Below are 23012 nucleotides of genomic sequence, written 5' to 3'. Positions count from 1 at the left end.
AAATATCAAGACTCGAAACTGGATAGCAATAATGCGAAAACCCGCTCTCTATTTTTCTAATGGAAAATCATCTATAACGAGAAATCTGGGTTTGTATAAGCAATTCCGAAATACGTCGCAGGAGATTGACCATGGGCGGAATTTCGTGGCGCCATCAGGCGTTGGAAGTCTTAGGAACATTTTTTCTCTTGAACATGCTGCTCGTTACGGCAGCGATGGCCGCAGACTTCGGTAGCCGATACATTGTTAAGTCGGGATTGTATCCGAGCGACCATGTTTATGATCGGGGGTTTCGTATCCCAATTTATCTGCCGTACGGCTCTATCTTTTTCCTTGATCCAGAAAAACAAGAGCGTGATGGAAAGATAAGAATAATTAGTCAGTTTGGTCAGAGATATCTTATTGATAAAGAAAATATATATTTTAAGAATGAAAATGGTTCAATTAAAGATAGGACCGTTTCAAATCTATATGGGGATCAGCATCTTGTATTTAGGGGGAATTTTGCGGCATGTTTAGTTTCTTCAGACAGTTCTGATCGGTATGGATCCTGTGATGAAGATAGTAAAGTTCCGATTAGCCGCGGAGACGTCTCTCAGGTTTTCGAAGGTGTTGATGCCGGTTGGGTGGAGCTGAAGTTTTACGATAAGCGTTTTGATAAGGTTTTCTTATCGAAAGAAAAGCTGGATAGTTTGATAGAGGGGGGACTCGTAACCGATCTTCGGAAAAAATATCCGCGCTACTTGCGACTCAGCAAGGCGAAAGTGGAAAGTCTTTCCACCAAGTGTGGGAGTCCCATCGAGAAGGTCTCGTATGATCAAATCGAGAAAGGAGTGTCAGGTGCGGTAAAAGTAGAAGGGTCTTTTGGCTTCTCGCTTGCGTCAATTATCGATACGGTCCTTGGTTTAGAATTTCGTGCGTCGGCTTCAAAAAAGAAATCAGAAGTCATCACTTTGAAAGAATTTCTTGGCGGTGAGTCTCATGGCGTCGAAGTTTTTGCACTTTTAGTTAGGGACTATAAAGAAAATTTAACGAGACAATTTGATATTATGATGAAGACGCGTTGTGATAAATCGAGTGGGAGAAAGCCAAATATATATATTGAGAGAATTGAAATATACGAAAAAGATAATCCGGCTCCGGTATTGGATGTTGAGTTTTCTCAGCTCTATAATTGGGGTCGTGATGAGGAGATTTCAACGTCTTCACCGCCATATCAAGTTTGGAAAAAAAATAACAATAGAATGTTCTTTACAAGTATCAATACAAGAAATGATTATTGGAACGTATTCAATGTCTTTTTGGAGGACACAGAAGATGTTGATCTTGCAGCGCTATTTATATCTGAATTTAATGCGTCGTGTGTGAGGGCTAGAATTCGCGGCAATTATCCATATAAAGACTGTTCGGAAATTCTGCCGGTCAAGGCCTATTAAGTGGCCTCTTATGTGCGAGATGAAATAGATGGCCCTACTCGGCGCGCTGGCACCATGCAAGCATTAAGCATGCGGCTCGGACGGATTGGCGCTGTCCCGCTCACCTACAGGCGATACAAATCGGGACAGCGTCAAATTTAGTCGCTTCAGACTCAATGCAGTGCTTCTTCCCAATCGCGGCGCCTGACCAGAACTGGATCCAGATCCTGTTCCGAGGGCAGGAAGACCCAGAGTCCAACCTCCGGAGAAGACGGATCGTCGTGTCCCCGCGCTTTCGCGATCTTGCCGACTCGATTGTAGAGCAATGCATGAATGTCGCCGGTATACCGTGCCGCCCGGCTCTCCGTTCCAGGATTCATCACCACCTCCCACACCTAATGGCGACACCAGTTGACGGAAAACCGTGACGGAGGTGAAGACCGCCGCCCAATAAAATGTTCGAAAATTCAAAAAATATTGGTCTGGATTTTGTTGAGTGCCGCCGCTGAGGAGCGGAAATGGTCGATTTGCGGTTTTTCCAGCGGTTACCCCAATTTTTTTGCTGATTTTTGGGCGAAAGTCGGAAAATTGATGGATTGCATATTAAGTGGCGACAGATCGTGCGCTGGTGCGAAACGCTGGTTCTTGAACCGGTCCGGGTATGTCCATTCGGAAGCGCATGCCTTGGACTGTGGTATGCGGGTAAACCTCGAGCATCCGCCGGGGCCGGGGAAAAGGCCGCCCGTCACTGGCGCATCCGGCGGTGCGGCTTCGCTCTTTACGCGCTAGGGTACCGGAGATATGAACCGGTGAGGTCCATTCGCGAGGTGTAGAAGTGAGCGACCAGTCCCAAGGGACAAAGCCCGAGGCGCAATTGCCCCTCGGCAAGGCCGATCCGGCCACTGTTATCGTCTTCGGTAACGAGAAGGGCGGGTCCGGCAAGTCGACCGGCTCCATGCATGTGATCGTGGCTCTGCTCCGGCTCGGCTTCAAAGTCGGTTCCCTCGATCTCGACATGCGGCAATGGACGCTGACGCGGTATCTCTCCAACCGCGCGGCCTCGATGCGCAATGACGGCATCGACCTGCCGATGCCAATCCATGTCTTTCTCTCTCGCAGTGACAAGCCGAACCGCGCGGAGGCCGAGGTCGAAGACCGCAAGCGTTTCGAAGCGGTGCTCACCAAGCTTCGCTCGGAATGCGATTTCGTCGTCATCGACTGTCCCGGAACCGATACTTATGTCGGCCGTCTGGCGCATGGCTACGCCGACAAGCTGGTGACGCCGATCAACGACAGCTTCATCGATCTCGACATGCTCGCCAATGTCGACGGGAATACCGGTGAGATCATCAAGCCGAGCGTCTATGCCGAGATGGTCTGGGAGGCGCGCAAGCAGCGTGCCGTGAGGGGCGGCGCGCCGCTCGACTGGATCGTCATGCGCAACCGGCTCTCAAGCCTCGCCGCGCGCAACAAGCAGGAGATGGAGCGCGTGGTCGCCACGCTCGCGAAGCGGGTCGGTTTCCGCGTTGCGCCGGGTTTCAGCGAGCGTGTGATTTTCCGCGAGCTCTTTCTGCGCGGCCTCACCATGCTCGACGTGTTCGAGATCGGCGACAGCGGAAAACCGCAGCTCTCCCATGTCGCTGCCCGGCAGGAAGTGCGCGGCCTTTTGAACGCGCTGCAGCTCCCGAACCGGACACCGACGCCGCATGATCGCACGGCCGAATACGAGGCAATCGAAACGCCGTCCCTGATGGGGGAAGGCGAGGATAGCTAGCGCCAGGTAGATTCCGCCGCGAGCCCGGTCAGGCGTTCGTTGCTGAGCTCGAAGTCGGCGGCCTGGTACTGTCGACTGCCGATATGGTGATAGAAGTCGATCGCCGTCTTGTTCGTAGGCAGGCATTGCCAGACCATCCAGGCCCCCTCGCGGGCGAGGGTCTCGGCGGCGACAGCGCCGATCAGTGCCCGTCCGGCGCCGCTGCCGCGGGCCCAGTTCTCGACATAGAGATCGAGCATGTGGATTCCCGGCGTGCCGAGGCCGATGTTGAAGCTGTCGATGAAGAGCGTATAGCCAAGCAGGTCCTGGCCGTTGTCGGCGACGAGACCATCGAAGCGTTTCGAGGGGCCGAAACCGTACTTGATGACGTCCTCGGAGCCGAAGGGCGGCGGCGGCATGCCCTCGTGATCGGACAGTTTGGCCGCCATCTCAGCGACCCGTTCGGCATCCTGTTGCCGGAGTGCCCTGATGTGGAATTCCATTTCGGTCTCCTCCGGCTTGGCGATCGCCGTTGGCAAATCGGGGGGCACCGGGCTGGAAACCGGCGGCCACGATGCAACATAATGCTAAAGCATTGTGGAAAGTGAAGCAGCGAACATGACCACGCGGAAAAAAGGTGCAGGAGCGGTAGAGACCCGGCAAACCGCCGGGGGACCGGTGTCGAGCCAGTCCGATATCGATGCGTTTCTCCGTCAGGTCCGCTCCCGTCCGGCCGCCGCGCCCTCCGAACGTCCGGGCAGGCTGGTCTTCGCGATGGACGCGACGGCGAGCCGCGAGCCGAGCTGGGACCGCGCCTGCCAGCTTCAGGGTGAGATGTTCTCGGAGACCGCTGCGCTCGGCGGGCTCTCGGTGCAGCTTGCCTACTACCGCGGCTTCGGAGAATTCAAGGCCAGTCCCTGGCTGACGGAAACCGGCAAGCTGCTGCGCGAGATGACCGGGGTCTTCTGTCTCGGCGGACAGACCCAGATCGGGCGTCTGATGAAGCACGTTATCGCCGAGACGAAACAGGAGCGGGTGCAGGCCGTGGTTTTCGTCGGCGATGCCTTCGAGGAGGATATCGACACGGTCTGCCATCAGGCGGGCGAACTGGGTGTGCTCGGGGTGCCGGTATTTGTCTTTCACGAGGGTGGCGATCCGCTGGCGCGGCGCGCTTTCGAGCAGATCGCCCGCCTGACCAAGGGGGCCTGCTGCCCGTTCGATGCCGGAAGTGCGCAGCAGCTCCGCGACCTGCTCGGCGCCGTCGCGGTCTATGCGGCCGGCGGCCGGAAGGCTTTGCGGAATTTCTCCGAAAGACGCGGCGGCGCTGCCTTGCAGCTGACGCATCGTCTCGGCCGCTAGGAGGAGGGCGGACGTGCAGTTTCTGATACTGGGCGCGAGCCTTCTCATCGGGCTCGGGCTGATCGGCTACTGGTTCCTCAATGCCGATCCCGCGAAGATCCGCCAGACTGCCAAGTGGGTCGGGTTGACGCTGCTTGGTCTTGTCGTCGTCGCGCTGATCTTTTTCCGTAGGTTCGACTGGCTGATGTATGCCGGCGTCGTCGGGTTGCCGTTCCTGCTCCGGGCCGGGGCGCTGTTCCGGCGCTTCCGCAATGCCGTGAAGACGGCGCGCGGACCTTCGTCGGGACAGAGTAGCTCTGTGCGCACCGAGACGCTTGCAATGACTCTCGACCACGACAGCGGCGGCATCGACGGCGAGGTGCTGCGCGGGCGCTTCAGCGGCGCCCCGCTATCGGAGCTTTCCCTTTCCGAGCTCCTCGAACTGCTTGAGGATTGCAGCCGGAACGACCCGCAGTCGGTCGCCGTCCTGGAGAGCTATCTCGACGCGGCCCATGGGCCGGACTGGCGTGAGGAGGCTGCATCCGCTGCAGGCCCGCGCGGCCATCATCGGGACCCCTCTGGAAATATGACGCGCGCGAGGGCCTTCGAGGTTCTCGGGCTCGAGGAGGGGGCGGACGAGGCGGCGATTCGCGAAGCGCATCGTCGGCTGATGATGGTCAATCACCCGGACCGTGGTGGCTCCGACTACCTCGCGGCCCAGATCAACGAGGCGAAAGACGTGTTGCTCGGCTCCTGAGCCAAGCGATCCTTGCGGTTTTCTCCGGTTATGTGCCAATAACGGTGCGCTCTGCCGGAAGCCACGGTCGGGCGGCGTATCCAGATAACGAATTGAGGTTCAGATATGCCAGTGCCAGTTCGGAAGGCGATCTTTCCGGTTGGGGGGCTTGGCACGCGATTCCTTCCGGCGACAAAGTCGATGCCGAAGGAAATGCTACCGGTCGTCGACAAGCCGCTGATCCAATATGCCGTCGAGGAAGCCCGTGCCGCGGGGATCGAGGAGTTCATCTTCGTCACCGGACGCGGCAAGTCGGCGATAGAGGATCATTTCGATCACGCGTTCGAACTGCAGTCCATGCTGCGGGACCGCGCGAAGAAGGACGCGCTGAAGGTCGTCGAGGCGACCATTCCGGAACCGGGGCAGTTCTCCTATACCCGTCAACAGGAGCCGCTCGGGCTTGGCCATGCCGTCTGGTGCGCGCGCAACTTCGTCGGCATGGAGCCCGTTGCGGTGCTTCTCGCCGACGACCTGATCCTGAACGGGGCCGGCTGCCTGAAGCAGATGGTCGACGCCTACGACAAGGTCGGCGGCAACATGGTTGCGGCGATGGAGGTCACGCGCGATGAGACCCAGTCATACGGCGTGATCACACCGGGCGAGGTCAATGGCCGCCTGATCGAGGTCCGCGGTCTCGTCGAGAAGCCGAAGCCGGAAGACGCGCCTTCCAATTACGCGATCATCGGGCGCTACATCCTGCAGCCCAAGGTGTTCGAGGATCTCGCGCGCTTCGAGAAGGGCGCGGGCGGGGAAATCCAGCTGACCGATGCCATGGCCCGTCAGCTCGGCCTGCAGCCCTTCAACGGTTACCTGTTCGAGGGCACGCGCTTCGACTGCGGCAACAAGGTCGGCTTCCTCGAAGCCAACATCGCCTATGCTCTCGACCGTCCGGACATGGCAGACGCCGTCCGGACCTTTCTGAAGAATTACGCCTGATAACGGAGCGAATTCATGCGTATTGCCATGATCGGTACCGGCTATGTCGGCCTGGTGTCCGGAGCCTGCTTTTCGGAGTTCGGCATTGACGTCGTCTGCGTCGACAAGGACGAGGTCAAGATCTCCCGCCTCGACCGGGGCGAGATCCCGATCTTCGAGCCGGGCCTCGATGACTTGGTCGCGAACAATGTCCGGGCTGGACGGCTGACCTTCACGACCGACCTGAAATCGGCGGTCAAGGACGCGGACGCGGTCTTCATCGCTGTCGGCACCCCGACCCGCCGCGGCGACGGCCATGCCGATCTCTCCTACGTCTACGGCGCCGCCAAGGAAATCGCCGAGGCGATGGAGGGCTATACCGTCGTGGTCACCAAGTCGACGGTCCCGGTCGGCACCGGACGTGAGGTGGCGAGGATCATTCGCGAGACCCGGCCCGACGCCGATTTCGACGTCTGCTCCAACCCGGAATTCCTGCGCGAGGGCGCGGCGATCAGCGACTTCATGCGGCCCGACCGGGTCGTGATCGGCACCGAGAGCGAGCGCGCCCAGGAAGTGATGCGGGCGATCTACCGGCCGCTCTACCTGATCGAGACGCCGATCGTTTTCACCACGCTGCAGACCAGCGAGCTGATCAAATACGCGGCGAACACCTTCCTCGCGACCAAGATCACCTTCATCAACGAGGTCGCCGATCTCTGCGAGAAGGTCGGCGCGGACGTGCATGACGTGGCCCGCGGCATCGGCCTCGACGGCCGTATCGGGCGCAAGTTCCTGCATCCGGGGCCGGGCTACGGCGGCTCCTGCTTCCCGAAGGACACTCTGGCGCTCGTCAAGACCGCGCAGGACTACGACGCGCCGCTGCGCATCGTCGAGACGGTCGTCGACATCAACGACAAGCGCAAGAAGCAGATGGCGGAGAAGATCATCGCCGCCTGCGGCGGATCGGTCTCCGGCAAGACCATCGCCGTGCTCGGCCTGACCTTCAAGCCGAACACCGACGACATGCGGGACAGCCCGAGCCTCGACATCGTTCCGGCGCTGCAGGCGGCAGGCGCGACGGTCAAGGCCTACGATCCGGAAGGCATGAAGGAAGCGCGCGAGATGCTGCCGGGCGTCGAGATGTGCGAGAACGCCTACGCCACGATGGAAGGCGCGGACGCGGTCTCGATCGTCACCGAGTGGAACGAGTTCCGGGCGCTCGACATGGAGCGGGTGAAGAAACTGCTGAAGCAGCCGCTCATGGTCGATCTCCGGAACGTCTACAATCCGGACGACATGCGGAAGGCCGGCTTTGACTATGTCTGTGTCGGGCGCGGCACCACCGAAGCCGGAGCACCGAAATGAGCGCGCATCAGTTCCCGCCGACCATCCTGCGCGAATACGACGTACGCGGTGTGATCGGCGAGACCCTGAGCGCCGCGGATGCCCGCGCGCTCGGCCGCGCCTTCGGCACCCGCGTGGTCCGTAACGGCGGGACCAGGGTCTCTGTCGGCCGCGACGGGCGCCTCAGCTCGCCCGAGATGGAAGCGGCGGTGGTCGAGGGCCTGATGGCCTGCGGTCTGCACGTCTTCCGCCTCGGCGGCTGCGCCACGCCGATGCTCTATTATTCGGTCTACGCGCTGGAGACCGACGGCGGGATCATGATCACCGGCTCGCACAACCCGCCGAACTATAACGGCTTCAAGATGATGCTGGGCACGGGGCCGTTCTTCGGCGCCGACATCCAGGATCTCGGCCGGATCGCGGCGGCAGGCGATTTCGAGAGCGGCGCGGGCTCGGCCGAGGAGGTCGATATCCTCGACAGCTATGTCGACCGCCTGCTGCGCGACGTGAAGATGGGGCGCCAGCTCCGCATCGTCTGGGATTGCGGCAACGGTGCCGCAGGTCCGTCGGTGAACCAGGTCTGCATGCGGCTGCCCTCGAACCACAAAGTGCTGTTCCCGGAGGTCGACGGGACCTTCCCGAACCACCATCCGGATCCGACCGTGCCGGAGAACCTTGAGGATCTCGTGGCCGAGGTCGCGGCACGCGATGCGGATCTCGGCATCGCCTTCGACGGCGACGGCGACCGGATCGGCGTGATCGACGACAAGGGCCGGGTGCTCTGGGGCGACCAGCTGCTGACCGTGCTGGCCGAGGATGTGCTGAAGGAAAATCCTGGCGCCACGATCATCGCCGACGTGAAGGCGAGCCAGGTGCTGTTCGACAAGGTCGCCGAGTTCGGCGGCAAGCCGCTGATGTGGCGCACCGGCCATTCCCTGATCAAGACCAAGATGGCCGAGACCGGCGCACCGCTGGCCGGCGAGATGAGCGGTCACATCTTCTTCAAGGACCGCTATTACGGCTATGACGACGCGCTCTACGCAGCGATCCGCCTGATCGAGGGGCTGAGCCACCGGAAAGAGTCGCTCTCCGAGATCCGGGACGCCCTGCCGCAGGTGATCAACACGCCGGAAATGCGCTTCCAGTGCGACGACACCCGCAAGTTCGACGTGGTGAAAGAGGTGAAGGACTGGCTCTCGGGAAAGTCCGGCATCGAGGTCTCCGACGCGGACGGCGTCCGGGTCAACACGCCGGACGGCTGGTGGCTGCTCCGCGCCTCCAACACCCAGGACGTGCTGGTCGCGCGTTGCGAGTCCCAGACGGAAGAAGGGCTCGAGAGGCTTAAGACGCAGCTTCGCGACGCTCTGACCGCCGTCGGTGAGACGCCGCCGGATATCTGATCGGATTGATGTGAGAGAATGAACGGCGCCGTCCGGTCATCCGGGCGGCGCTTTTCTTGGAGCTTACCCGCCGGTCGGCATGGTGGCGACTTCCTCGCCGGTTTCGCCCGGGACCGGCACGCAGGGCACGTGCTTGCGGACCAGCATGGCGCAGGCGTTGCGGGCGTCGGCCTCGGTGAAGCCGAAGATGCGGGAGCGGAAGACGGTGCCGTGGTCGCGGGTGATCTGCTCCACGGAATCCGTGGAGTCCGCCAGCACCTTCTTCAGGTGCGTGCGTGCGGTGCGGATCATCTGTTCGGCCGGTGCGCGGCTCGAATAGGCGCCGACCTGGATGCCCCAGTCGCGGTCCGAGAGATCCTCGCTGCCGGACCCCTGAAGGATGTCGTCGGAGACGGACGATTGCGCGGCGGCGAGCTGCACGGTGACGGGGGCGTCGCTGCCCGGTTCCGGCCGCGCGACCGGGATCGGCGCCGGTACCCGGTTGCGGGCGATCTGAATGGCTTTCTTGAAGCCGCGGTTCAGCAGCGAGACCATATGCTTGTCGCGCGATTTCGCGGTCCGCCCGCCGAACACCACGGCAATGATGTGGTGGCCGTTGCTGTGCACGGAGGTCACGAGGTTGAAGCCCGAGGCTCGTGTATAGCCGGTCTTGATCCCGTCCGTGCCGGCATAGCGCCCGAGCAGGTTGTTGTGGTTCTTGTAGGTCCGGCCCTTGTAGGTGAACTTCTCGGTCTTGAAATAGTGATAGTACTGCGGGAAGTCGCGCTGGATGCGCAGGCCAAGCTTGGCCATGTCGCGCGCGGTGCTCTTCTGCCGGCGGTTGGGCAGGCCCGAGGCGTTGCGGAAAGTGGTATGCGTCATCCCGATGTTCCGGGCCTTCTCGGTCATCGCGATGGCGAAGTGGACCTCGCTCTTCGCCAGATGCTCGGCGACCACGGTCGCGGCGTCGTTGGCGGAGCGGGTGACGAGGGCCAGGATTGCGTCCTCGACGGACAGGGTCTGGCCCGCGCGTAGGTCGATGTTCGTCTCTGGCTGGCCGGCGGCGCGCTGCGAGACCTTCATCCGGGTCTTGAGCGTGACCTTGCCGCGCTCGAGCGCGTCGAACAGCATGTAGAGGGTCATGATCTTGGTGAGCGACGCCGGGTAATTCCGCGTGTCCGCGTTCTTCGCATAGAGAACGTCGAGCGTGTCGGCATCCATCACGAAGGAGGCGTAGCGCGCCTCTGCAACCCCGGCTGAAAGCCAGATCGCCAGACCGAAAGCGAGGACGCAAACGGCTCTCCAGACCCGTGCTGTCACGCTTCGCGCCATATTCCCCCCAGACCCCTCGCACCTTCGGGTGATGGTGCCGTTAGCCATACACAAAATCGCCAGAATCTTATGTAAGGGCTTAGCTTTTGTCCATAAGCAATTGAATTAGAATTAAACCCGCAGCTTTGACAGTCGCATCTGACGTCATCGTAACAAACTATTCTTGCTGGCGAATTGGTTGGATTGAAAGGCTTTTTAGGGGGCGGGTCAAAAAAATTGTGCAGTGCACAAAAAAATCTCTTGATCTTATGGCGCCAATTCATATGTTAGAGGCGTGTTGCAGTGCAGCATGAGTGCGCGGACAAGATCAACAGATTTGCATGTCCAGGTGACGTGCCTGCGATCCCCCAGGGACGGTCCCCCGAGAAGAGCCGGCCCGAACGAGAGCCAACGAATTGCAAGGAGAGTGAATATGGTTGCGAAGAAAACCACCTCCGCCGATGCCGCCGACAAGATTGAAGAATCGGTCGCGGCCGGCAAGGAAACCGTCGAAGCCGCTCTGAAGGCGACCCAGGAAGTCGCGCAGAAGGGCTACGATCAGGCGGTCGTGCTGATGAAGGAAAATGCGGAGAAGGCCCAGAAGGCCATCTATGGCGGCTATGACGAATATGCCACGCTCGGCAAGGCGAACTACGACGCCTACGTCACGGCGATGAATGTCTGGTCCAAGGGCTTCGAGACCATCGGCAAGGAGCTCTATGCCTTCGGTCAGGAAAGCGTTGAGACCTCCGTCGAGGTCGGCAAGAGCGCGATGTCCTGCAAGACCGTCAGCGACCTGCTGGAACTGCAGAACGACGTGACCAAGAAGAGCTATGACAAGACGCTTGAGGAGCTCACCAAGATCTCCGAGCTGTCCGTCAAGACCGCGAACGAAGCGATGAAGCCGATTCAGGACAGCCTGACCGGCACCTTCGAGAAGCTGACCAAGCCGATCGCCGCCTAATCGGCAGCCTCAATCGGTTCCGAATGCGAGAGCCCGGCCGTCATGGCCGGGCTCTTCGCGTTTGTGCATACCGGAACGAATGTGGTTCCGCCGCCGATTTGGCCTTGCAAGATCTTGTGCTCGACACGAAATGTCTGTCACCCTACCTGCATCTGTCTATGGCCTCATGTACGATGCTGCACGGACTTCTCCGAGGCCCCGAAAGACCTATTTAGCTCGTGCAGCATTCGAGCGCCTGTCCGTCAGGTGCGGAACATTCATGGTTCTGAGAATGAGTGACGACGACAAGAAAAACGGTGACGGCACAAATACGGGTGTGGTGGTCAAGGCGCGGCCGAAAACCAAGAAGCCGGCCATGTACAAGGTCATCATGCTGAATGACGATTACACGCCGATGGAGTTTGTCGTTCACGTTCTGGAAAGATTCTTCTCGAAGAATAGGGAAGAGGCGACGACGATCATGCTGCATGTCCACCAGCGAGGCGTTGGGGTCTGCGGTGTTTATACGTACGAGGTCGCCGAAACGAAGGTAACGCAGGTGATGGATTTCGCCCGTCAGCACCAGCACCCGTTGCAATGCACTCTGGAAAAGGCTTGATCAGACATGCTGTCGAAAAATCTTGAAGAAAGCCTGCACCGCGCCCTCGATCTCGCGAACGAGCGCCAGCACGAATATGCGACGCTGGAGCATCTCCTCTTCGCGCTGACGTCCGACCAGGACGCCGTGGCGGTGATGCGGGCCTGTGATGTCGACGTGGAGCGGCTGCGGAACGATCTGGCCGGCTATATCGACAACGATCTGATGAACCTGATCCGGACCGAGGAAGAGGAAGCGAAGCCGACCGCGGGCTTCCAGCGCGTGGTCCAGCGCGCCGTGATCCATGTCCAGTCCTCCGGCCGCGCCGAAGTGACCGGCGCCAACGTCCTCGTCGCGCTGTTCTCCGAGCGCGAGAGCCACGCCGTCTATTTCCTGCAGGAACAGGAGATGTCCCGCTTCGACGCGGTGAACTACATCTCTCACGGCATCGCCAAGGTGCACGGCCAGTCGGAAACCCGCCGGGTCGACGGCGCCGAAGAGGAAGCCAAGCAGGAAACCGTGAACAAGAGCGGCAATGAAGCGCTCGACGCCTATTGCGTCGATCTGAACAAGAAGGCGATGGCGGGCAAGATCGACCCGCTGATTGGCCGCGAGTTCGAGGTCGAGCGCACAATCCAGATCCTCTGCCGCCGGACCAAGAACAATCCGCTCTATGTGGGCGATCCCGGTGTCGGCAAGACCGCGATCGCGGAAGGTCTCGCGCGCCGCATCGTCGACGGCAACGTGCCGGAGGTTCTGGAGAATGCGCAGATCTTCGCGCTCGACATGGGCGCGCTGCTCGCAGGTACCCGCTATCGCGGCGATTTCGAGGAGCGGCTGAAGGCCGTCGTCAACGAGCTCGAGCGCAATCCGGACGCGGTGCTGTTCATCGACGAGATCCATACGGTGATCGGCGCCGGCGCCACCTCGGGCGGGGCGATGGATGCTTCGAACCTGCTGAAGCCGGCGCTGCAGTCCGGCGCGCTGCGCTGCATCGGGTCGACCACCTATAAGGAATTCCGGACCCATTTCGAGAAGGATCGGGCCCTGGTGCGCCGCTTCCAGAAGATCGACGTGAAGGAACCGTCGATCGAGGACAGCATCAAGATCCTGAAAGGTCTGAAGCCGTATTACGAAGAGCACCATAAGGTGCGCTTCACAAACGACGCGCTGAAGACGGCGGTCGAACTGTCGGCGAAATATATCGGCGACCGGAAACTGCCCGACAAGGCGATCGACGTGATCGACGAGGTCGGCGCGGCGCAGATGCTGGTCGCTCCGTCGAAGCGGCGCAAGACCATCGGTGTCAAGGAGGTCGAGGAGATCGTCGCCAAGATCGCCCGCATCCCGCCGAAGAGCGTCTCGACCGACGACAAGACGGTGCTGAAGAACCTGGAACGGGATCTGAAGACCGTGGTGTTCGGCCAGGATACGGCGATCGCGTCGCTGGCGACCGCGATCAAGCTCTCCCGCGCGGGGCTCCGCGAGCCGGAAAAGCCGATCGGCAACTATCTGTTCTCCGGCCCGACCGGTGTCGGCAAGACCGAGGTCGCGCGCCAGCTCGCCAATGCCCTCGGCATCGAGCTGACCCGTTTCGACATGTCGGAATATATGGAGCGCCACAGCGTGTCGCGCCTGATCGGCGCGCCTCCGGGCTATGTCGGCTTCGACCAGGGCGGCCTCTTGACCGACGCGATCGACCAGCATCCGCATTGCGTGCTGCTGCTGGACGAGATCGAGAAGGCTCATCCGGACCTCTTCAACGTCCTGCTGCAGGTCATGGATCACGGCAAGCTGACCGATCACAACGGCAAGAGCGTGGATTTCCGCAACGTGATCCTGATCATGACCACCAATGCCGGTGCGTCCGATCTGGCCAAGGAAGCGATCGGCTTCGCGCGCACCCAGCGCGAGGGAGACGATACCGAGGCGATCAACAGGATGTTCACGCCGGAATTCCGCAACCGCTTGGACGCGATCATTCCGTTCAGCAACCTGACGCCGGAAATCATCTCCCGTGTGGTGGAGAAATTCATCATGCAGCTTGAGGTGCAGCTCTCCGACCGGGGGGTCACCATCGAACTCAGCGACGCGGCCCGCAACTGGCTCGGCGAGAAGGGCTACGACCGCCTCTACGGTGCTCGTCCGCTTGCCCGCGTGATCCAGGAGCATGTGAAGAAGCCGTTGGCCGAGGAACTGCTCTTCGGCAAGCTGGTCAAGGGCGGCCTCGTCCGCGTCGACCTGGAGGAGGACAAGCTGGTCTTCTCCTATCCGGACGAGGACGGCGGTAAGGGCTCCGGTGGCGGTTCTGCGAAGCGCGAGAAGAAAAAGCCGAACTGGGCTGGTTTGCGGCCCCGGTTTTCCAGGAAAAAGAAAGGGCCCGCGCGAGGCGCGGTCCTTTTTCTTTTCGGTGTTTCCTTGCCGGGGACGCTTAGGCGGCCTGCAGGTAGGAGTCGTTCGCGCGGAGCACGGACTTCAGCGCGTCCGGATCGATCCGCCAGTTGCCGTCGACGTTCGCGGCGATGCTGGCGTGGCGGTCAACGAGGATGCGCATTTCGGAATTGGTGAAGCCGTTCATTTCAGCAGCTTCGAGAAGGGTGATGCAGAAGCGGTCGCCCATGGTCTTACTCCCTAGTCTATTTGAATGTCGCGGACGGCGCCGTAAGGCCGCCGGTCGGCGTGTTTGCTGAAACTGATATTGGCGCATCTTTCGATGCTGCGGTGCAAAAATACCGAAGACCAGCCATGCGCCACGTTCAGGTCTCGTTACGGAACGGTGACTGTTTTTCGAGTGCGTCCTTCTCGTACTCCATCTGCATCCGCTCGCGGCGCAGGAAATCTCCGACCGCATCCCGGAAGGACGGCGACGGGATCAGGTGGGCGCTGTAAGTGTAGCGGGGCAGGTAACCACGCTGGATTTTGTGCTGACCCTGCGCGCCGGCCTCGACCCATTCGAGGCCGCGTTCGATGGCGAAATCGATCGCCTGGTAATAACAAAGCTCGAAATGGAGGAGCTTGAAGTCGGCGATGCAGCCCCAGTTCCGGCCGAATAGCGTGGTGTCGCCGATGAGGTTGAGCGCGCCGGCGACGGGTGTGCCATCCATTTCCGCGATCACCAGAAGGACACGGTCCGCGAGCCGCTCGCCCAGCAGGTCGAAGAAGTCACGGGTCAGATAGGCGGAGCCCCACTTGCGGTCGCTGGTATCCATATAGAAGCGGTAAAAGGCGTCCCAGTGCCGGGGCTCGATCATGCCGCCGGTCAGCCGGTGGATCGTAAGCCCGGCTTCCGCGGCCGCCTTGCGCTCCTTGCGGATGGCCTTGCGCTTGCGCGACGACAACGCGCCGAGAAAGTTTTCGAACGTCGCGTAACCGTCATTGTGCCAGTGATATTGCAGCCCGACCCGTTGCAGGAAACCGGCCTCGCCGAAGGCCTTCCACTGCTCATCAGGCAGGAAGTTCACATGCAGGGAGGAGACGTTGAAGCGGCGGGTGATCTCGATCAGGCCGCTGATCAGAATGTCCCTGACGGCCTCCGCGTCCGTGTCCGGATGGGTGAGGAGCCGGGGTCCTGTCACTGGTGTGAAGGGAACGGCTGATAGGAGTTTCGGGTAGTAATCGCCGCCCGCCCGTTCGTAGGCATCGGCCCAGCCCCAGTCGAAGACATACTCGCCCTGGGAATGGCCTTTCAGATAGAGCGGGACGATCCCGGCAATCCGGTCGTCCTCGTCGGCATACACCAGATGTTGTGGCAGCCAGCCGGTCTCCGCCTTGACGGAGCCGCTGTCCTCCAGCGCGGAGAGAAAGGCGTGGCTGAGAAACGGGTTCTCAGGCCCGGCACAGGCATCCCAATCCGCCGCTGCGATCTCGTGAATCGAGCGCAGGACGGAAATGGCTGCCTGTGTGTCGGTCCGGTTTTCCCCGTCGGGCACGATGTATTACCTCGGTGCGGCGTGTTTCATGAAAGATTGTGCGCCGCAGCGATCCGTCAAGCAAATGGAGCCGGATCAGGCGAGTTCGATCACCGCCTCGACCTCGACCGCCACGCCGAGCGGCAGGGAACCGGCACCGACCGCGAAGCGGGCATGCTTGCCCTTGTCGCCGAACACCTCGACCATCAGATCTGAAGCGCCGTTCACCACCATCGGGTGTTGCGTGAAGTCATCGGTCGCGTTGACGAAACCGCCGACCTTGACCACGCGGGCGACCTTGTCGAGATCGCCGCCGCAGGCCGCTCTCGCCTGGGCGATGATGTTGAGGGCGCAGATCCGTGCGATCTTCTGAGCCTCTTCGGCGGTCATGTCCTTGCCGACCTTTCCGACGCCTTTGAGTTCGCCGTTCCAGAACGGTACCTGGCCTGAGATATAGAGGGTCTTGCCGGAAATCACATAGGGCACATAGTTGGCAGCGGGCGCGGCGGCATTGGGCAGCTCGATGCCGAGGTCGGACAGGCGCGCGTCGATAGAACCGGCCATAAGGTGACTCCTTCTATATTCTGGAACGATCTGTTAGAAATAGTCCGCGAGGAACGGCGCGAAGCATAGACAGTCGCGCCGAAGGTCGCTAACGTTTTCGAAAAAGAAGGGTGCGTCAGTAAATGACGCACCCAGGATCGGACGATAGAGGCTTCGTCCTTAGGAGCTTCACAGGGTAATCGGGGAGCGGGGATGGGAGAGAACCGCTCCCCCAGTCTTCCATCGTTTGGCGGACGATGGAACTCTGAACCCGAAGGATTGAAGCTCTGCCCCTACGGGTCCGCTAACTAGGGTGGAACCGTGAATTTTTGGTTCCGAAACTCTATATATAGTAGTTCAGGGTATATGGAGCCGCAATAAGTATTTTTGCGGCGAAATTCGCAAAGTATTTGAAATATAGAAAAAATAGTTAACGGATATTTACGAATTCTCAATCGGCCTTCGGGTTCCACAGCATCTGTGTTGTCGGGCTAAAGTCGGTGGCAAGAAATCGGCATGACTGGGCCGCAGGAGTGGTCGATTTTGCTCTGCCGGATCACGGCCTCACCTCGAAGGAGGATCCTGAAAAAACGGCTGTATCAAGCCGTTTCTCGATGTGGATTGCTCCAGGCTTTCGGTCATTGCGTGAAACGGGACGGGGGAGCAGGAACCATTGAGACCGCCGCTTCCGCCGGACCGCAGTTCAATTGCCGGAAAGGTCCTGGAACGCGTGAAAAGCGTCGACACACTTCGTGTAATAGGTCTCGTCCCTGAAAGATGAAGCAGCGATCCTCGCCTTGATCGCCTCGCGTGGGTCGCCTTCCTCGCTCAAGATTTCGTGAGCGCATCGGGCCAGACGGGCCTTCAGCAGGCGGGCGAGCGGTTCCGGCGGTTCCGGCGTTCCTTCGACGAACTCAAGCGCGGGCCGGAATTCGCGGGAGCGCGTCATCGCGATCATCTGATCGGACGCGACCGCAAGCCAGGCGGCGCCATCCTTGTTGCAGCAGATCATAGGGAAGATGGCAGCGATCCCGGGGGCAACACTGTTCGCATAGACCTCGCACTGCCAATAGCTATTGGCAATCCGTGCGAAGTGAAAGAAATCCTCGACCGCGACCATGCCCGATTCTTCGATAGGCAGGATCTCGATTTGCGGTTTGTTCGGATTGACCGTGTCGTTCGAGACGTCAACATACCAGGGGCCGAATTGCATCGCGTTCTGGAAGTAACTTTCCCGGAGTACGCCCCAGATCTTCCGTCCGATCCCGCCGGCCTGGATGAAGGCGCGCAGGGCACTGCTTGTCTCGCATGCCGGCGCGTGCAGTTCGGCGATCAGCCGGTCGTAGAGTGTGTCCCTGATTTCGCGGCAGCGGCCGAGCGGATAGGGTTTGCCGGCAAATTCGGGCATCGCCGGCGCCAGTTCCGCGTCGACGGCCTTCCGCAGCCGCCCGAAATAGGCATGGAGCTTTTCGTGGTCGGAGAGGAACTCCCGGGCAAGCTCTCGCTGCCGGGAATCCGGGGGGATCGGTTGCAGGGGCAGAAGCACGGCTGGTGCCATGAGAAGGCGAACCTCAAGATTTCCGTCTGGTTCGCGTTTTAAGAGGCTGCGGCAGGACAGGCAAGGCAGGATGCCGGACGACGGCGCGTGCCGTCGTCCGGTACTTCGGCTATGGTCAGGTGCTGCTGAGCCGGCGGACGAACTTGTCGACTTCCTCCTTGAGCGAGCCGATCTGCTTGCCGAGCTTGTCTGTGACGCCGGAGAGTTCGTGCGCGGCTTTGTCCGAGCGCTCGCCCGCCATGTTCACCCGGCCGATGTTCGAAGTGACGGTGTCCGTCGCATGAGAGACCTGCTCCACGTTTCCGGAGATTTCACGGGTGGCGGAAGACTGTTCTTCCACCGCAGCGGCGATCGCCGATGTGGTCTCGTCGATATTCTGGATCGTGCCGACGATCTTGCCGATCACCTCGGCGGCTTCCTTGGTTGCCTGCTGGATCGCGGAGATCTGCCCGGCGATTTCCTGGGTCGCGCTGCCGGTCTGGTTCGCGAGCGATTTCACCTCGCTTGCGACGACGGCGAAACCTTTACCCGCTTCCCCGGCCCGGGCCGCCTCGATGGTGGCGTTGAGCGCGAGGAGGTTGGTTTGCTCGGCAATGTCATTGATCAGACTGACGACTTCGCCGATCCGCTCTGCGGAGCTCTGAAGGCTGGTGACCTTGGCGTTGGCATCCTTGGCTTCGGTCGCCGCCGCGCGGGAGATCGAGGCGGATTGGTCGGCCTGCCGGCCGATTTCCGCGATTGAGTTTGTCAGTTCTTCCGTTGCCGCCGCCACGCTCTGCAGGCTTTGCGACGCATTTTGCGCAGCGCTGTCGGCCTCTCGTGCGCTGTCTGCGGTTTCGGCTGCTGTCTGCTGCATGTCGGCGGCAGAGCGTCGGGCGGCTTCCGCCGAGTTCTGGACCTCGCCGGTCACGCGGCCGATCGAGCTTTCAAGTTCCCTGACGATCTCCTGCAGGAGGCGACGGCGTTCGGCTTCGGCCTTTTCGGCATCCTCCGCCCGGCTTTCCTCGAGCGCGGCGACGCGCGCGGCATTCTCCTTGAAAACCTGAACCGCCTTTGCCATCGCACCGACCTCGTCCCGGCGATCGATGCCCGGCACATCGACGTTGAGATTGTTCGCCGCGAGTTCGGACATCGTCCGGCGCAGTGCTTCCATCGGGCCGGTGATGCCGCGAGAGATCGTGAGCCCGATCAGGATCATCACGACCAGAATGCCGGCGGTCATGCCTCCAGCGCGCAGGGCATACTCCATAAGCGCGGCGTCTATGTCGTCAATGTAAACGCCGGTTCCGACGAGAATACCCCAGGGAGCGATGGGTTTGACATAGGATAGCTTGGGTTCCGGTTCGTCCGACCCGGCTTTGGGCCACATGTAAGCGACCGTGCCTCCTTCGGGTTCGGCCTTGGCGACCTTGATCATTGCATCGAACAGCTTGAAACCGGTCGGATCTTCGAAATCGATAAGATTTTTGCCGTCGAGTTCGGGCTTGATGGCGTGCGCAAAGATGACTCCGTCGAACTGAACCGCGAACAGATATTCGTTTTCGCGGAACCGTTGTCCGACGAGGCTTGTCTTCCAACGGTTCATCGCCTCCTCGCGGGTTAACTCGCCGGCCGCCGCTTTTGCTTCGAGCGTCAGCGCCTCTGACACCGCGATCTCAATAACGGATCTGATTTCGCGCGTTCTTTCGTCATAGAGGTCGCCGCGCTTGATCCAGAGCGTGACGCCGATCTGAAGGGCCATGGCAAATGCTGCAAGCAGAATGATCAGCCCGATCTTCTGCGCGAAGGAGAGGCGGTCGAGTCCCATCTGGAGAGCTCCGAAAGAAAAACCTAATTAACCTTCTTATGCAGTTATTCGGTTAAAGAACGGCTAATGGGAGTATATTTTGTTAAATGGGCCAGAATTCATCATGCTGGCGTAAATATTTTCTTTTTCATTATGGTTGATTGGCCGGGGCCAGATTTCATTGGGCGTGACGCTCTGCGGCGAGATGACCTATCTCGGCTCGTCCGGGCGACACTATATAGAAATTATAGGAGAGTGATTTTTCGCCATCATGGCGAGCGTGAGAACGAGAAAGGGGGATTGGAATGCAGGTAGCGCATAAAGCATGGGTTCTGGTGGCCGACGGTGAACGGTTTGTCGTCTACGAGAACCACGGCGATGCCGATCTGATCGATCTGCGCGTGGTTGACAACGAACGCACCAGCAATCCCGCAGACCATTTGCAGGGCACTGATCGGCCGGGCCGCCTTAACGATCCTTCGGGCGGTCAAAAAAGCGCCGTAGAAGCAACGAACTGGCATGTGCTCGAGAAGCAGCATTTTGCGGAAAAGACGGCCGCGAAGCTCAATGACTGGGCGCTGGCCAAGAAATTCGACGATCTCGTGGTCATTGCGGATCCGAGGACACTCGGTAGTTTGAGGTCGCATTACAGCCAGCCAGTCAAAGCCAAACTTCGCAAGGAACTCGACAAGGACCTGACCCATTTGCCGGTCAACGAGATCGAGCAGGCGCTCACTCGCCTCTGAGCGGTAGGTGTCGTAGCGACGTTCATGCAAGTATTCTGGACCGGAAGCGTTCCGGGACGATGGGGCAGAGTTCGTTCTTGCCGCCAAACAAAGCGTACCGGCGCTTTCCGATCTGGCGATATCCGAAATCCCTCGCGATTTTCGGCAGCAGGTCGAGTCCGGCCGCGATCAGGCTCCAGAGGCCGCCGCAGCCCTTGAGAACATGAATGACACCGTCCGATTCAGTCAGGAGTTCGTTTGAACCGGTCAAGACGACGAAGGTGTCTCCGATATGTTCCCTTTCCGCCTTGCTCACACGCGCCATGAACGACGCACTGCCAAGTGGCGAAAAGGTCAATTTACCAGCTCTTTCTTCGGCAAGAAGAAAGCGCACGCTGCCGTGGCAGAGTGCGCATCCACCGTCATAGAATACGGTCGTTCCAGTCATGTCCCGCGGCTTCACCCAAGCCGGGTCGAAGGTGAAGAGATGGAACAGGAGCATGGCGAGGGTAAGATCCGGGAAATTCAGCAACAGTGCGAATCCAGCCTGGACGAAGAGCATTGCTCCCCATAGCCAAGGCCGGAATCGGCGCGAGAGGCTGAGCGGCGCGAACAGCAGTTCCACAGCGAGAATAAACCAGGTGAGCCCTTTCAGCAGAACCGGAGGTGCGGCAAGAAACAGATCACGTAACCACCAGTCCCGCGCCAACGGATTTGTCAGCACGTAGGCCACGTTTTCCCCACTCACCCAGGAGGGGCTCAGGAGCTTCGTGTAGCCGCTGTAGCTGTAGCTGAGGCCAAGGATGGCCCAGGCCGCGAGGAAGAGCGCAGGGGGGAAACGCCATCCAGCGTCTGGATCCGTTCGTCCACGGGCAATCCAAGAGCCATATGGTGCGCGGGGGAGCAGCAGATGGGCGAGGAGCATCCAGCCGACATAGGGTATCGCCGGATTGGTGATGAGCGGATTCCGTCCGAGGAAACTGGCGAGAATCAGCCACATGTAGATCGCAGCCAATCTGTCGAAACGGCCGATGGCGAAAAACAGTGCTGCAATGGCGGCGGTCAGAGAGAGCCCGATGGTGAAACCCGGTGTATCGATGATGGCGAGAATATTGGGAAAAGCCGAGATCAGCGGGCTGAGCGATGCATTGGGTAGCATCCCCGCGCTAGAAAACAGCTCTGGCGCCCACGCGGCGAGATAGCCGAAATGTACGAACAGGTAGACCCCGAAGAGGACCCGAAAAAGACTGTACTGACCGCCTGTCCAACTATTCTCCACGGCAATCGACCTCATAACTCAGGCGCCAATAATGATCCGATGGCAGGATTTGACGCGGGCGCAGGAGCACGGTGTAGACGCCGGTCGTATCGGTCCTGTCGATCCCGATCTCCTCGAGGATCTTTGACGATCCGCAGAATGTGTATCGTATAGCGCTGTCGTGAAGCGGACGGGTCATCGGATTGGATTGCAGGACAGGAGCATAAGATAACGCTGCTCCATAGGCGTTGCGGCGATTGTAGGGGCCGACCACACCGCCATAGGTCTCCGGCGTAATCTGCAACTCGTGCCTGGTGCCTGACCTGTCGAACCACGAAATGTGGAATGTTGAGGAGTAGGTTTCAAATCCCTCGTGAGCAGTGAAGACTTTTGGAGCCGGAGAGGCGGCCGTTGCCGCCCCGATCGCCTTTGCGACCGGTGAACCGGCAAGATCGCCGGTCATCTGTAGGATGCCGAGAAGAAACAGCAGTGTGGGGCCGGCCCAGCGCCGGATCATTGCCGGCGGCCTTTCGCTGATCCGTCATGGACATCTGCCCCAAGCAGCATCGTCCCGACCTTTTGTTCGAGGTCCGCTTCGAATCCACAAGCATCGTTGAACTGCCTCGGATTGTTGAAAGTGCCGAAGAGAATGTCCCAGAGCGGCAGGTCCGAATAATTCTGTCGATGCCAGCCCTTACGGTGGTGGATGCAATGGCTTTCTGGACGTTGCACGAAGAACCCGAGCCAATACGGGGTGCGAACGTTCCAGTGATAGAACAGTTCGGCAAGTCCGGTCAGGAGAACCGCAAGCGTTGCTGATTCCGGCGAGAGCCCGCAGAGGGCATAGAGCACCAGGCTGGACAGCAGGCTGTTCACGACGATTTCAGCCGGGTGCTTATAGAAGCTGGTGATTATCTCGATCCGCTGTGGGCTATGGTGAATCTGGTGAAACACCCGCCAGAACAGCGCCACCTCGTGACGGGCCCTGTGCCACCAATAGTAAATGAACGTGATCACGAGGTAGCCGAAGACCGCACCGCCTTCCATCCCGAAAAGCTCGTCGGTTTGCCAGGCGGCGAGCCCCGGAAGCCAGCGATCCCAGGTCGCGCCCGCAACATAGACCATGGACGCCTGAACGAGGTTGAAAGCCACGGCTCGGCTCCACCATCCGCGCACCGACGGCCATGTGCGACCGGGGGCCTTAAGCTCGACGAAGATCATCAGAAGAGCAACAAGCAGGATGATGCCGGCTATAAGGATATCTGGTCTCCTACTGAACTCGCTACGGAGTGGTCGAATCTCTCAAGTTCGTCGCAACCACATCACTTATGAGACAATGTGCAAAAGCACATGCGCGGATACAAGTGGCATGCTTGGAAAAGCGAAGAGGGGGGCGGGGACGGGGGCGCGGGGGGCCTTTTTTGGGAGGCGGGGGGCCAGGG

21 protein-coding genes are annotated in these 23012 nt (G+C 60.0%); 11 read left to right on the top strand and 10 right to left on the bottom strand.

Going from position 1 to position 23012, the window contains the following annotated elements; all coding sequences use genetic code 11:
• Positions 1–131: 131 nt before the first annotated feature.
• Entirely contained in the window at positions 132–1436 is a 1305-nt protein-coding gene (locus IG122_RS09165) for a hypothetical protein (protein ID WP_193182744.1), read from the top strand.
• A 152-nt stretch (positions 1437–1588) separates the two neighbouring features.
• Here IG122_RS09165 and IG122_RS09160 read toward each other — a convergent pair whose 3' ends face one another.
• A complete protein-coding gene (locus IG122_RS09160) occupies positions 1589–1795 on the bottom strand; it encodes a hypothetical protein (protein ID WP_193182742.1) in 207 nt (68 codons plus the stop codon).
• A 455-nt stretch (positions 1796–2250) separates the two neighbouring features.
• Here IG122_RS09160 and IG122_RS09155 point away from each other — a divergent pair, with 455 nt between their 5' ends.
• Positions 2251–3189, top strand: a complete 939-nt coding sequence (locus IG122_RS09155) for a division plane positioning ATPase MipZ (RefSeq protein ID WP_319024850.1) — start codon at positions 2251–2253, stop codon at positions 3187–3189.
• Here IG122_RS09155 and IG122_RS09150 read toward each other — a convergent pair.
• On the bottom strand, positions 3186–3671 hold the full coding sequence (locus tag IG122_RS09150) for a GNAT family N-acetyltransferase (protein ID WP_193182741.1): 486 nt from the start codon (positions 3669–3671) through the stop codon (positions 3186–3188). The two genes, IG122_RS09155 and IG122_RS09150, sit on opposite strands and share 4 nt — an antisense overlap.
• Before the next feature lie 115 nt (positions 3672–3786).
• Here IG122_RS09150 and IG122_RS09145 point away from each other — a divergent pair, with 115 nt between their 5' ends.
• From IG122_RS09145 to pgmG, 5 genes are all read left to right on the top strand, one after another.
• The gene (locus IG122_RS09145) at positions 3787–4527 is read left to right on the top strand and encodes a vWA domain-containing protein (RefSeq protein WP_226893464.1); all 741 of its coding nucleotides are present in this window, start codon (positions 3787–3789) and stop codon (positions 4525–4527) included.
• 13 nt (positions 4528–4540) lie between these two features.
• Positions 4541–5263 (top strand): DnaJ domain-containing protein, encoded by a 723-nt coding sequence (locus IG122_RS09140; protein WP_193182740.1) that lies wholly within the window; start codon positions 4541–4543, stop codon positions 5261–5263.
• Between the two features lie 105 nt (positions 5264–5368).
• A complete protein-coding gene (galU, locus tag IG122_RS09135) occupies positions 5369–6238 on the top strand; it encodes a UTP--glucose-1-phosphate uridylyltransferase GalU (protein ID WP_193182739.1) in 870 nt (289 codons plus the stop codon).
• Between the two features lie 15 nt (positions 6239–6253).
• A complete protein-coding gene (locus IG122_RS09130; protein WP_193182738.1) occupies positions 6254–7582 on the top strand; it encodes a UDP-glucose dehydrogenase family protein in 1329 nt (442 codons plus the stop codon).
• Positions 7579–8961 (top strand): phosphoglucomutase/phosphomannomutase PgmG, encoded by a 1383-nt coding sequence (gene pgmG, locus IG122_RS09125; protein WP_193182737.1) that lies wholly within the window; start codon positions 7579–7581, stop codon positions 8959–8961. The genes IG122_RS09130 and pgmG overlap by 4 nt, the downstream gene beginning before the upstream one ends.
• Positions 8962–9024: 63 nt before the next feature.
• Here the strand turns inward: pgmG and IG122_RS09120 are convergent, their stop codons facing one another.
• Entirely contained in the window at positions 9025–10260 is a 1236-nt protein-coding gene (locus IG122_RS09120) for a D-alanyl-D-alanine carboxypeptidase (protein ID WP_319024849.1), read from the bottom strand.
• Positions 10261–10684: 424 nt separating this feature from the next.
• On the opposite strand from IG122_RS09120, the gene IG122_RS09115 reads away from it, so the two are divergent.
• The 3 genes from IG122_RS09115 to clpA all read left to right on the top strand — a co-directional run bounded on the left by IG122_RS09115 (position 10685) and on the right by clpA (position 14360).
• Positions 10685–11215, top strand: coding sequence for a phasin family protein (locus tag IG122_RS09115; protein ID WP_193182734.1), 531 nt, complete (start codon positions 10685–10687; stop codon positions 11213–11215).
• Positions 11216–11486: 271 nt separating this feature from the next.
• On the top strand, positions 11487–11813 hold the full coding sequence (clpS, locus tag IG122_RS09110; RefSeq protein WP_193182732.1) for an ATP-dependent Clp protease adapter ClpS: 327 nt from the start codon (positions 11487–11489) through the stop codon (positions 11811–11813).
• Positions 11814–11819: 6 nt separating this feature from the next.
• Complete coding sequence (gene clpA, locus IG122_RS09105) at positions 11820–14360, top strand: ATP-dependent Clp protease ATP-binding subunit ClpA (protein ID WP_226893462.1); 2541 nt, start codon at positions 11820–11822, stop codon at positions 14358–14360.
• A 188-nt stretch (positions 14361–14548) separates the two neighbouring features.
• On the opposite strand, the gene IG122_RS09100 is transcribed toward clpA, so the two are convergent.
• The 4 genes from IG122_RS09100 to IG122_RS09085 all read right to left on the bottom strand — a co-directional run bounded on the left by IG122_RS09100 (position 14549) and on the right by IG122_RS09085 (position 19608).
• Complete coding sequence (locus tag IG122_RS09100) at positions 14549–15721, bottom strand: GNAT family N-acetyltransferase (protein WP_193182730.1); 1173 nt, start codon at positions 15719–15721, stop codon at positions 14549–14551.
• A 75-nt stretch (positions 15722–15796) separates the two neighbouring features.
• On the bottom strand, positions 15797–16264 hold the full coding sequence (locus IG122_RS09095) for a RidA family protein (RefSeq protein WP_193182728.1): 468 nt from the start codon (positions 16262–16264) through the stop codon (positions 15797–15799).
• Between the two features lie 682 nt (positions 16265–16946).
• Positions 16947–17801, bottom strand: coding sequence for a hypothetical protein (locus tag IG122_RS09090; RefSeq protein ID WP_193182727.1), 855 nt, complete (start codon positions 17799–17801; stop codon positions 16947–16949).
• Between the two features lie 115 nt (positions 17802–17916).
• The gene (locus tag IG122_RS09085) at positions 17917–19608 is read right to left on the bottom strand and encodes a methyl-accepting chemotaxis protein (protein WP_193182725.1); all 1692 of its coding nucleotides are present in this window, start codon (positions 19606–19608) and stop codon (positions 17917–17919) included.
• A gap of 284 nt (positions 19609–19892) precedes the next feature.
• Here IG122_RS09085 and IG122_RS09080 point away from each other — a divergent pair, with 284 nt between their 5' ends.
• On the top strand, positions 19893–20333 hold the full coding sequence (locus IG122_RS09080) for a baeRF12 domain-containing protein (RefSeq protein ID WP_193182724.1): 441 nt from the start codon (positions 19893–19895) through the stop codon (positions 20331–20333).
• 22 nt (positions 20334–20355) lie between these two features.
• Here IG122_RS09080 and IG122_RS09075 read toward each other — a convergent pair whose 3' ends face one another.
• The 3 genes from IG122_RS09075 to IG122_RS09065 are packed head-to-tail and all read right to left on the bottom strand — an operon-like array spanning position 20356 to position 22722.
• Positions 20356–21606 (bottom strand): DCC1-like thiol-disulfide oxidoreductase family protein, encoded by a 1251-nt coding sequence (locus tag IG122_RS09075; protein WP_193182723.1) that lies wholly within the window; start codon positions 21604–21606, stop codon positions 20356–20358.
• A complete protein-coding gene (locus IG122_RS09070; RefSeq protein WP_193182722.1) occupies positions 21581–22087 on the bottom strand; it encodes a hypothetical protein in 507 nt (168 codons plus the stop codon). Before IG122_RS09070 ends, IG122_RS09075 begins: the two co-directional genes overlap by 26 nt.
• The gene (locus tag IG122_RS09065) at positions 22084–22722 is read right to left on the bottom strand and encodes a sterol desaturase family protein (protein WP_193182721.1); all 639 of its coding nucleotides are present in this window, start codon (positions 22720–22722) and stop codon (positions 22084–22086) included. The genes IG122_RS09070 and IG122_RS09065 overlap by 4 nt, the downstream gene beginning before the upstream one ends.
• Between the last annotated feature and the right edge of the window lie 290 nt (positions 22723–23012).

It is taken from the genome of Nisaea sediminum, from assembly GCF_014904705.1.
Classification (GTDB): Bacteria; Pseudomonadota; Alphaproteobacteria; order Thalassobaculales; family Thalassobaculaceae; genus Nisaea; species Nisaea sediminum.
Note: the sequence above shows the minus strand (reverse complement) of the source record. Positions and strands in the feature narration are given on the sequence as shown.

Excerpts from the sequence above, each read along its gene's own strand:
- IG122_RS09165 (WP_193182744.1), top strand. The coding sequence starts at position 132 with ATGGGCGGAATTTCGTGGCGCCATCAGGCGTTGGAAGTCTTAGGAACA.
- IG122_RS09160 (WP_193182742.1), bottom strand. The coding sequence starts at position 1,795 with ATGAATCCTGGAACGGAGAGCCGGGCGGCACGGTATACCGGCGACATT.
- IG122_RS09150 (WP_193182741.1), bottom strand. The coding sequence starts at position 3,671 with ATGGAATTCCACATCAGGGCACTCCGGCAACAGGATGCCGAACGGGTC.
- IG122_RS09145 (WP_226893464.1), top strand. The coding sequence starts at position 3,787 with ATGACCACGCGGAAAAAAGGTGCAGGAGCGGTAGAGACCCGGCAAACC.
- galU (WP_193182739.1), top strand. The coding sequence starts at position 5,369 with ATGCCAGTGCCAGTTCGGAAGGCGATCTTTCCGGTTGGGGGGCTTGGC.
- IG122_RS09130 (WP_193182738.1), top strand. The coding sequence starts at position 6,254 with ATGCGTATTGCCATGATCGGTACCGGCTATGTCGGCCTGGTGTCCGGA.
- pgmG (WP_193182737.1), top strand. The coding sequence starts at position 7,579 with ATGAGCGCGCATCAGTTCCCGCCGACCATCCTGCGCGAATACGACGTA.
- IG122_RS09115 (WP_193182734.1), top strand. The coding sequence starts at position 10,685 with ATGGTTGCGAAGAAAACCACCTCCGCCGATGCCGCCGACAAGATTGAA.
- clpS (WP_193182732.1), top strand. The coding sequence starts at position 11,487 with ATGAGTGACGACGACAAGAAAAACGGTGACGGCACAAATACGGGTGTG.
- clpA (WP_226893462.1), top strand. The coding sequence starts at position 11,820 with ATGCTGTCGAAAAATCTTGAAGAAAGCCTGCACCGCGCCCTCGATCTC.
- IG122_RS09095 (WP_193182728.1), bottom strand. The coding sequence starts at position 16,264 with ATGGCCGGTTCTATCGACGCGCGCCTGTCCGACCTCGGCATCGAGCTG.
- IG122_RS09090 (WP_193182727.1), bottom strand. The coding sequence starts at position 17,801 with ATGGCACCAGCCGTGCTTCTGCCCCTGCAACCGATCCCCCCGGATTCC.
- IG122_RS09085 (WP_193182725.1), bottom strand. The coding sequence starts at position 19,608 with ATGGGACTCGACCGCCTCTCCTTCGCGCAGAAGATCGGGCTGATCATT.
- IG122_RS09080 (WP_193182724.1), top strand. The coding sequence starts at position 19,893 with ATGCAGGTAGCGCATAAAGCATGGGTTCTGGTGGCCGACGGTGAACGG.
- IG122_RS09075 (WP_193182723.1), bottom strand. The coding sequence starts at position 21,606 with ATGAGGTCGATTGCCGTGGAGAATAGTTGGACAGGCGGTCAGTACAGT.
- IG122_RS09070 (WP_193182722.1), bottom strand. The coding sequence starts at position 22,087 with ATGATCCGGCGCTGGGCCGGCCCCACACTGCTGTTTCTTCTCGGCATC.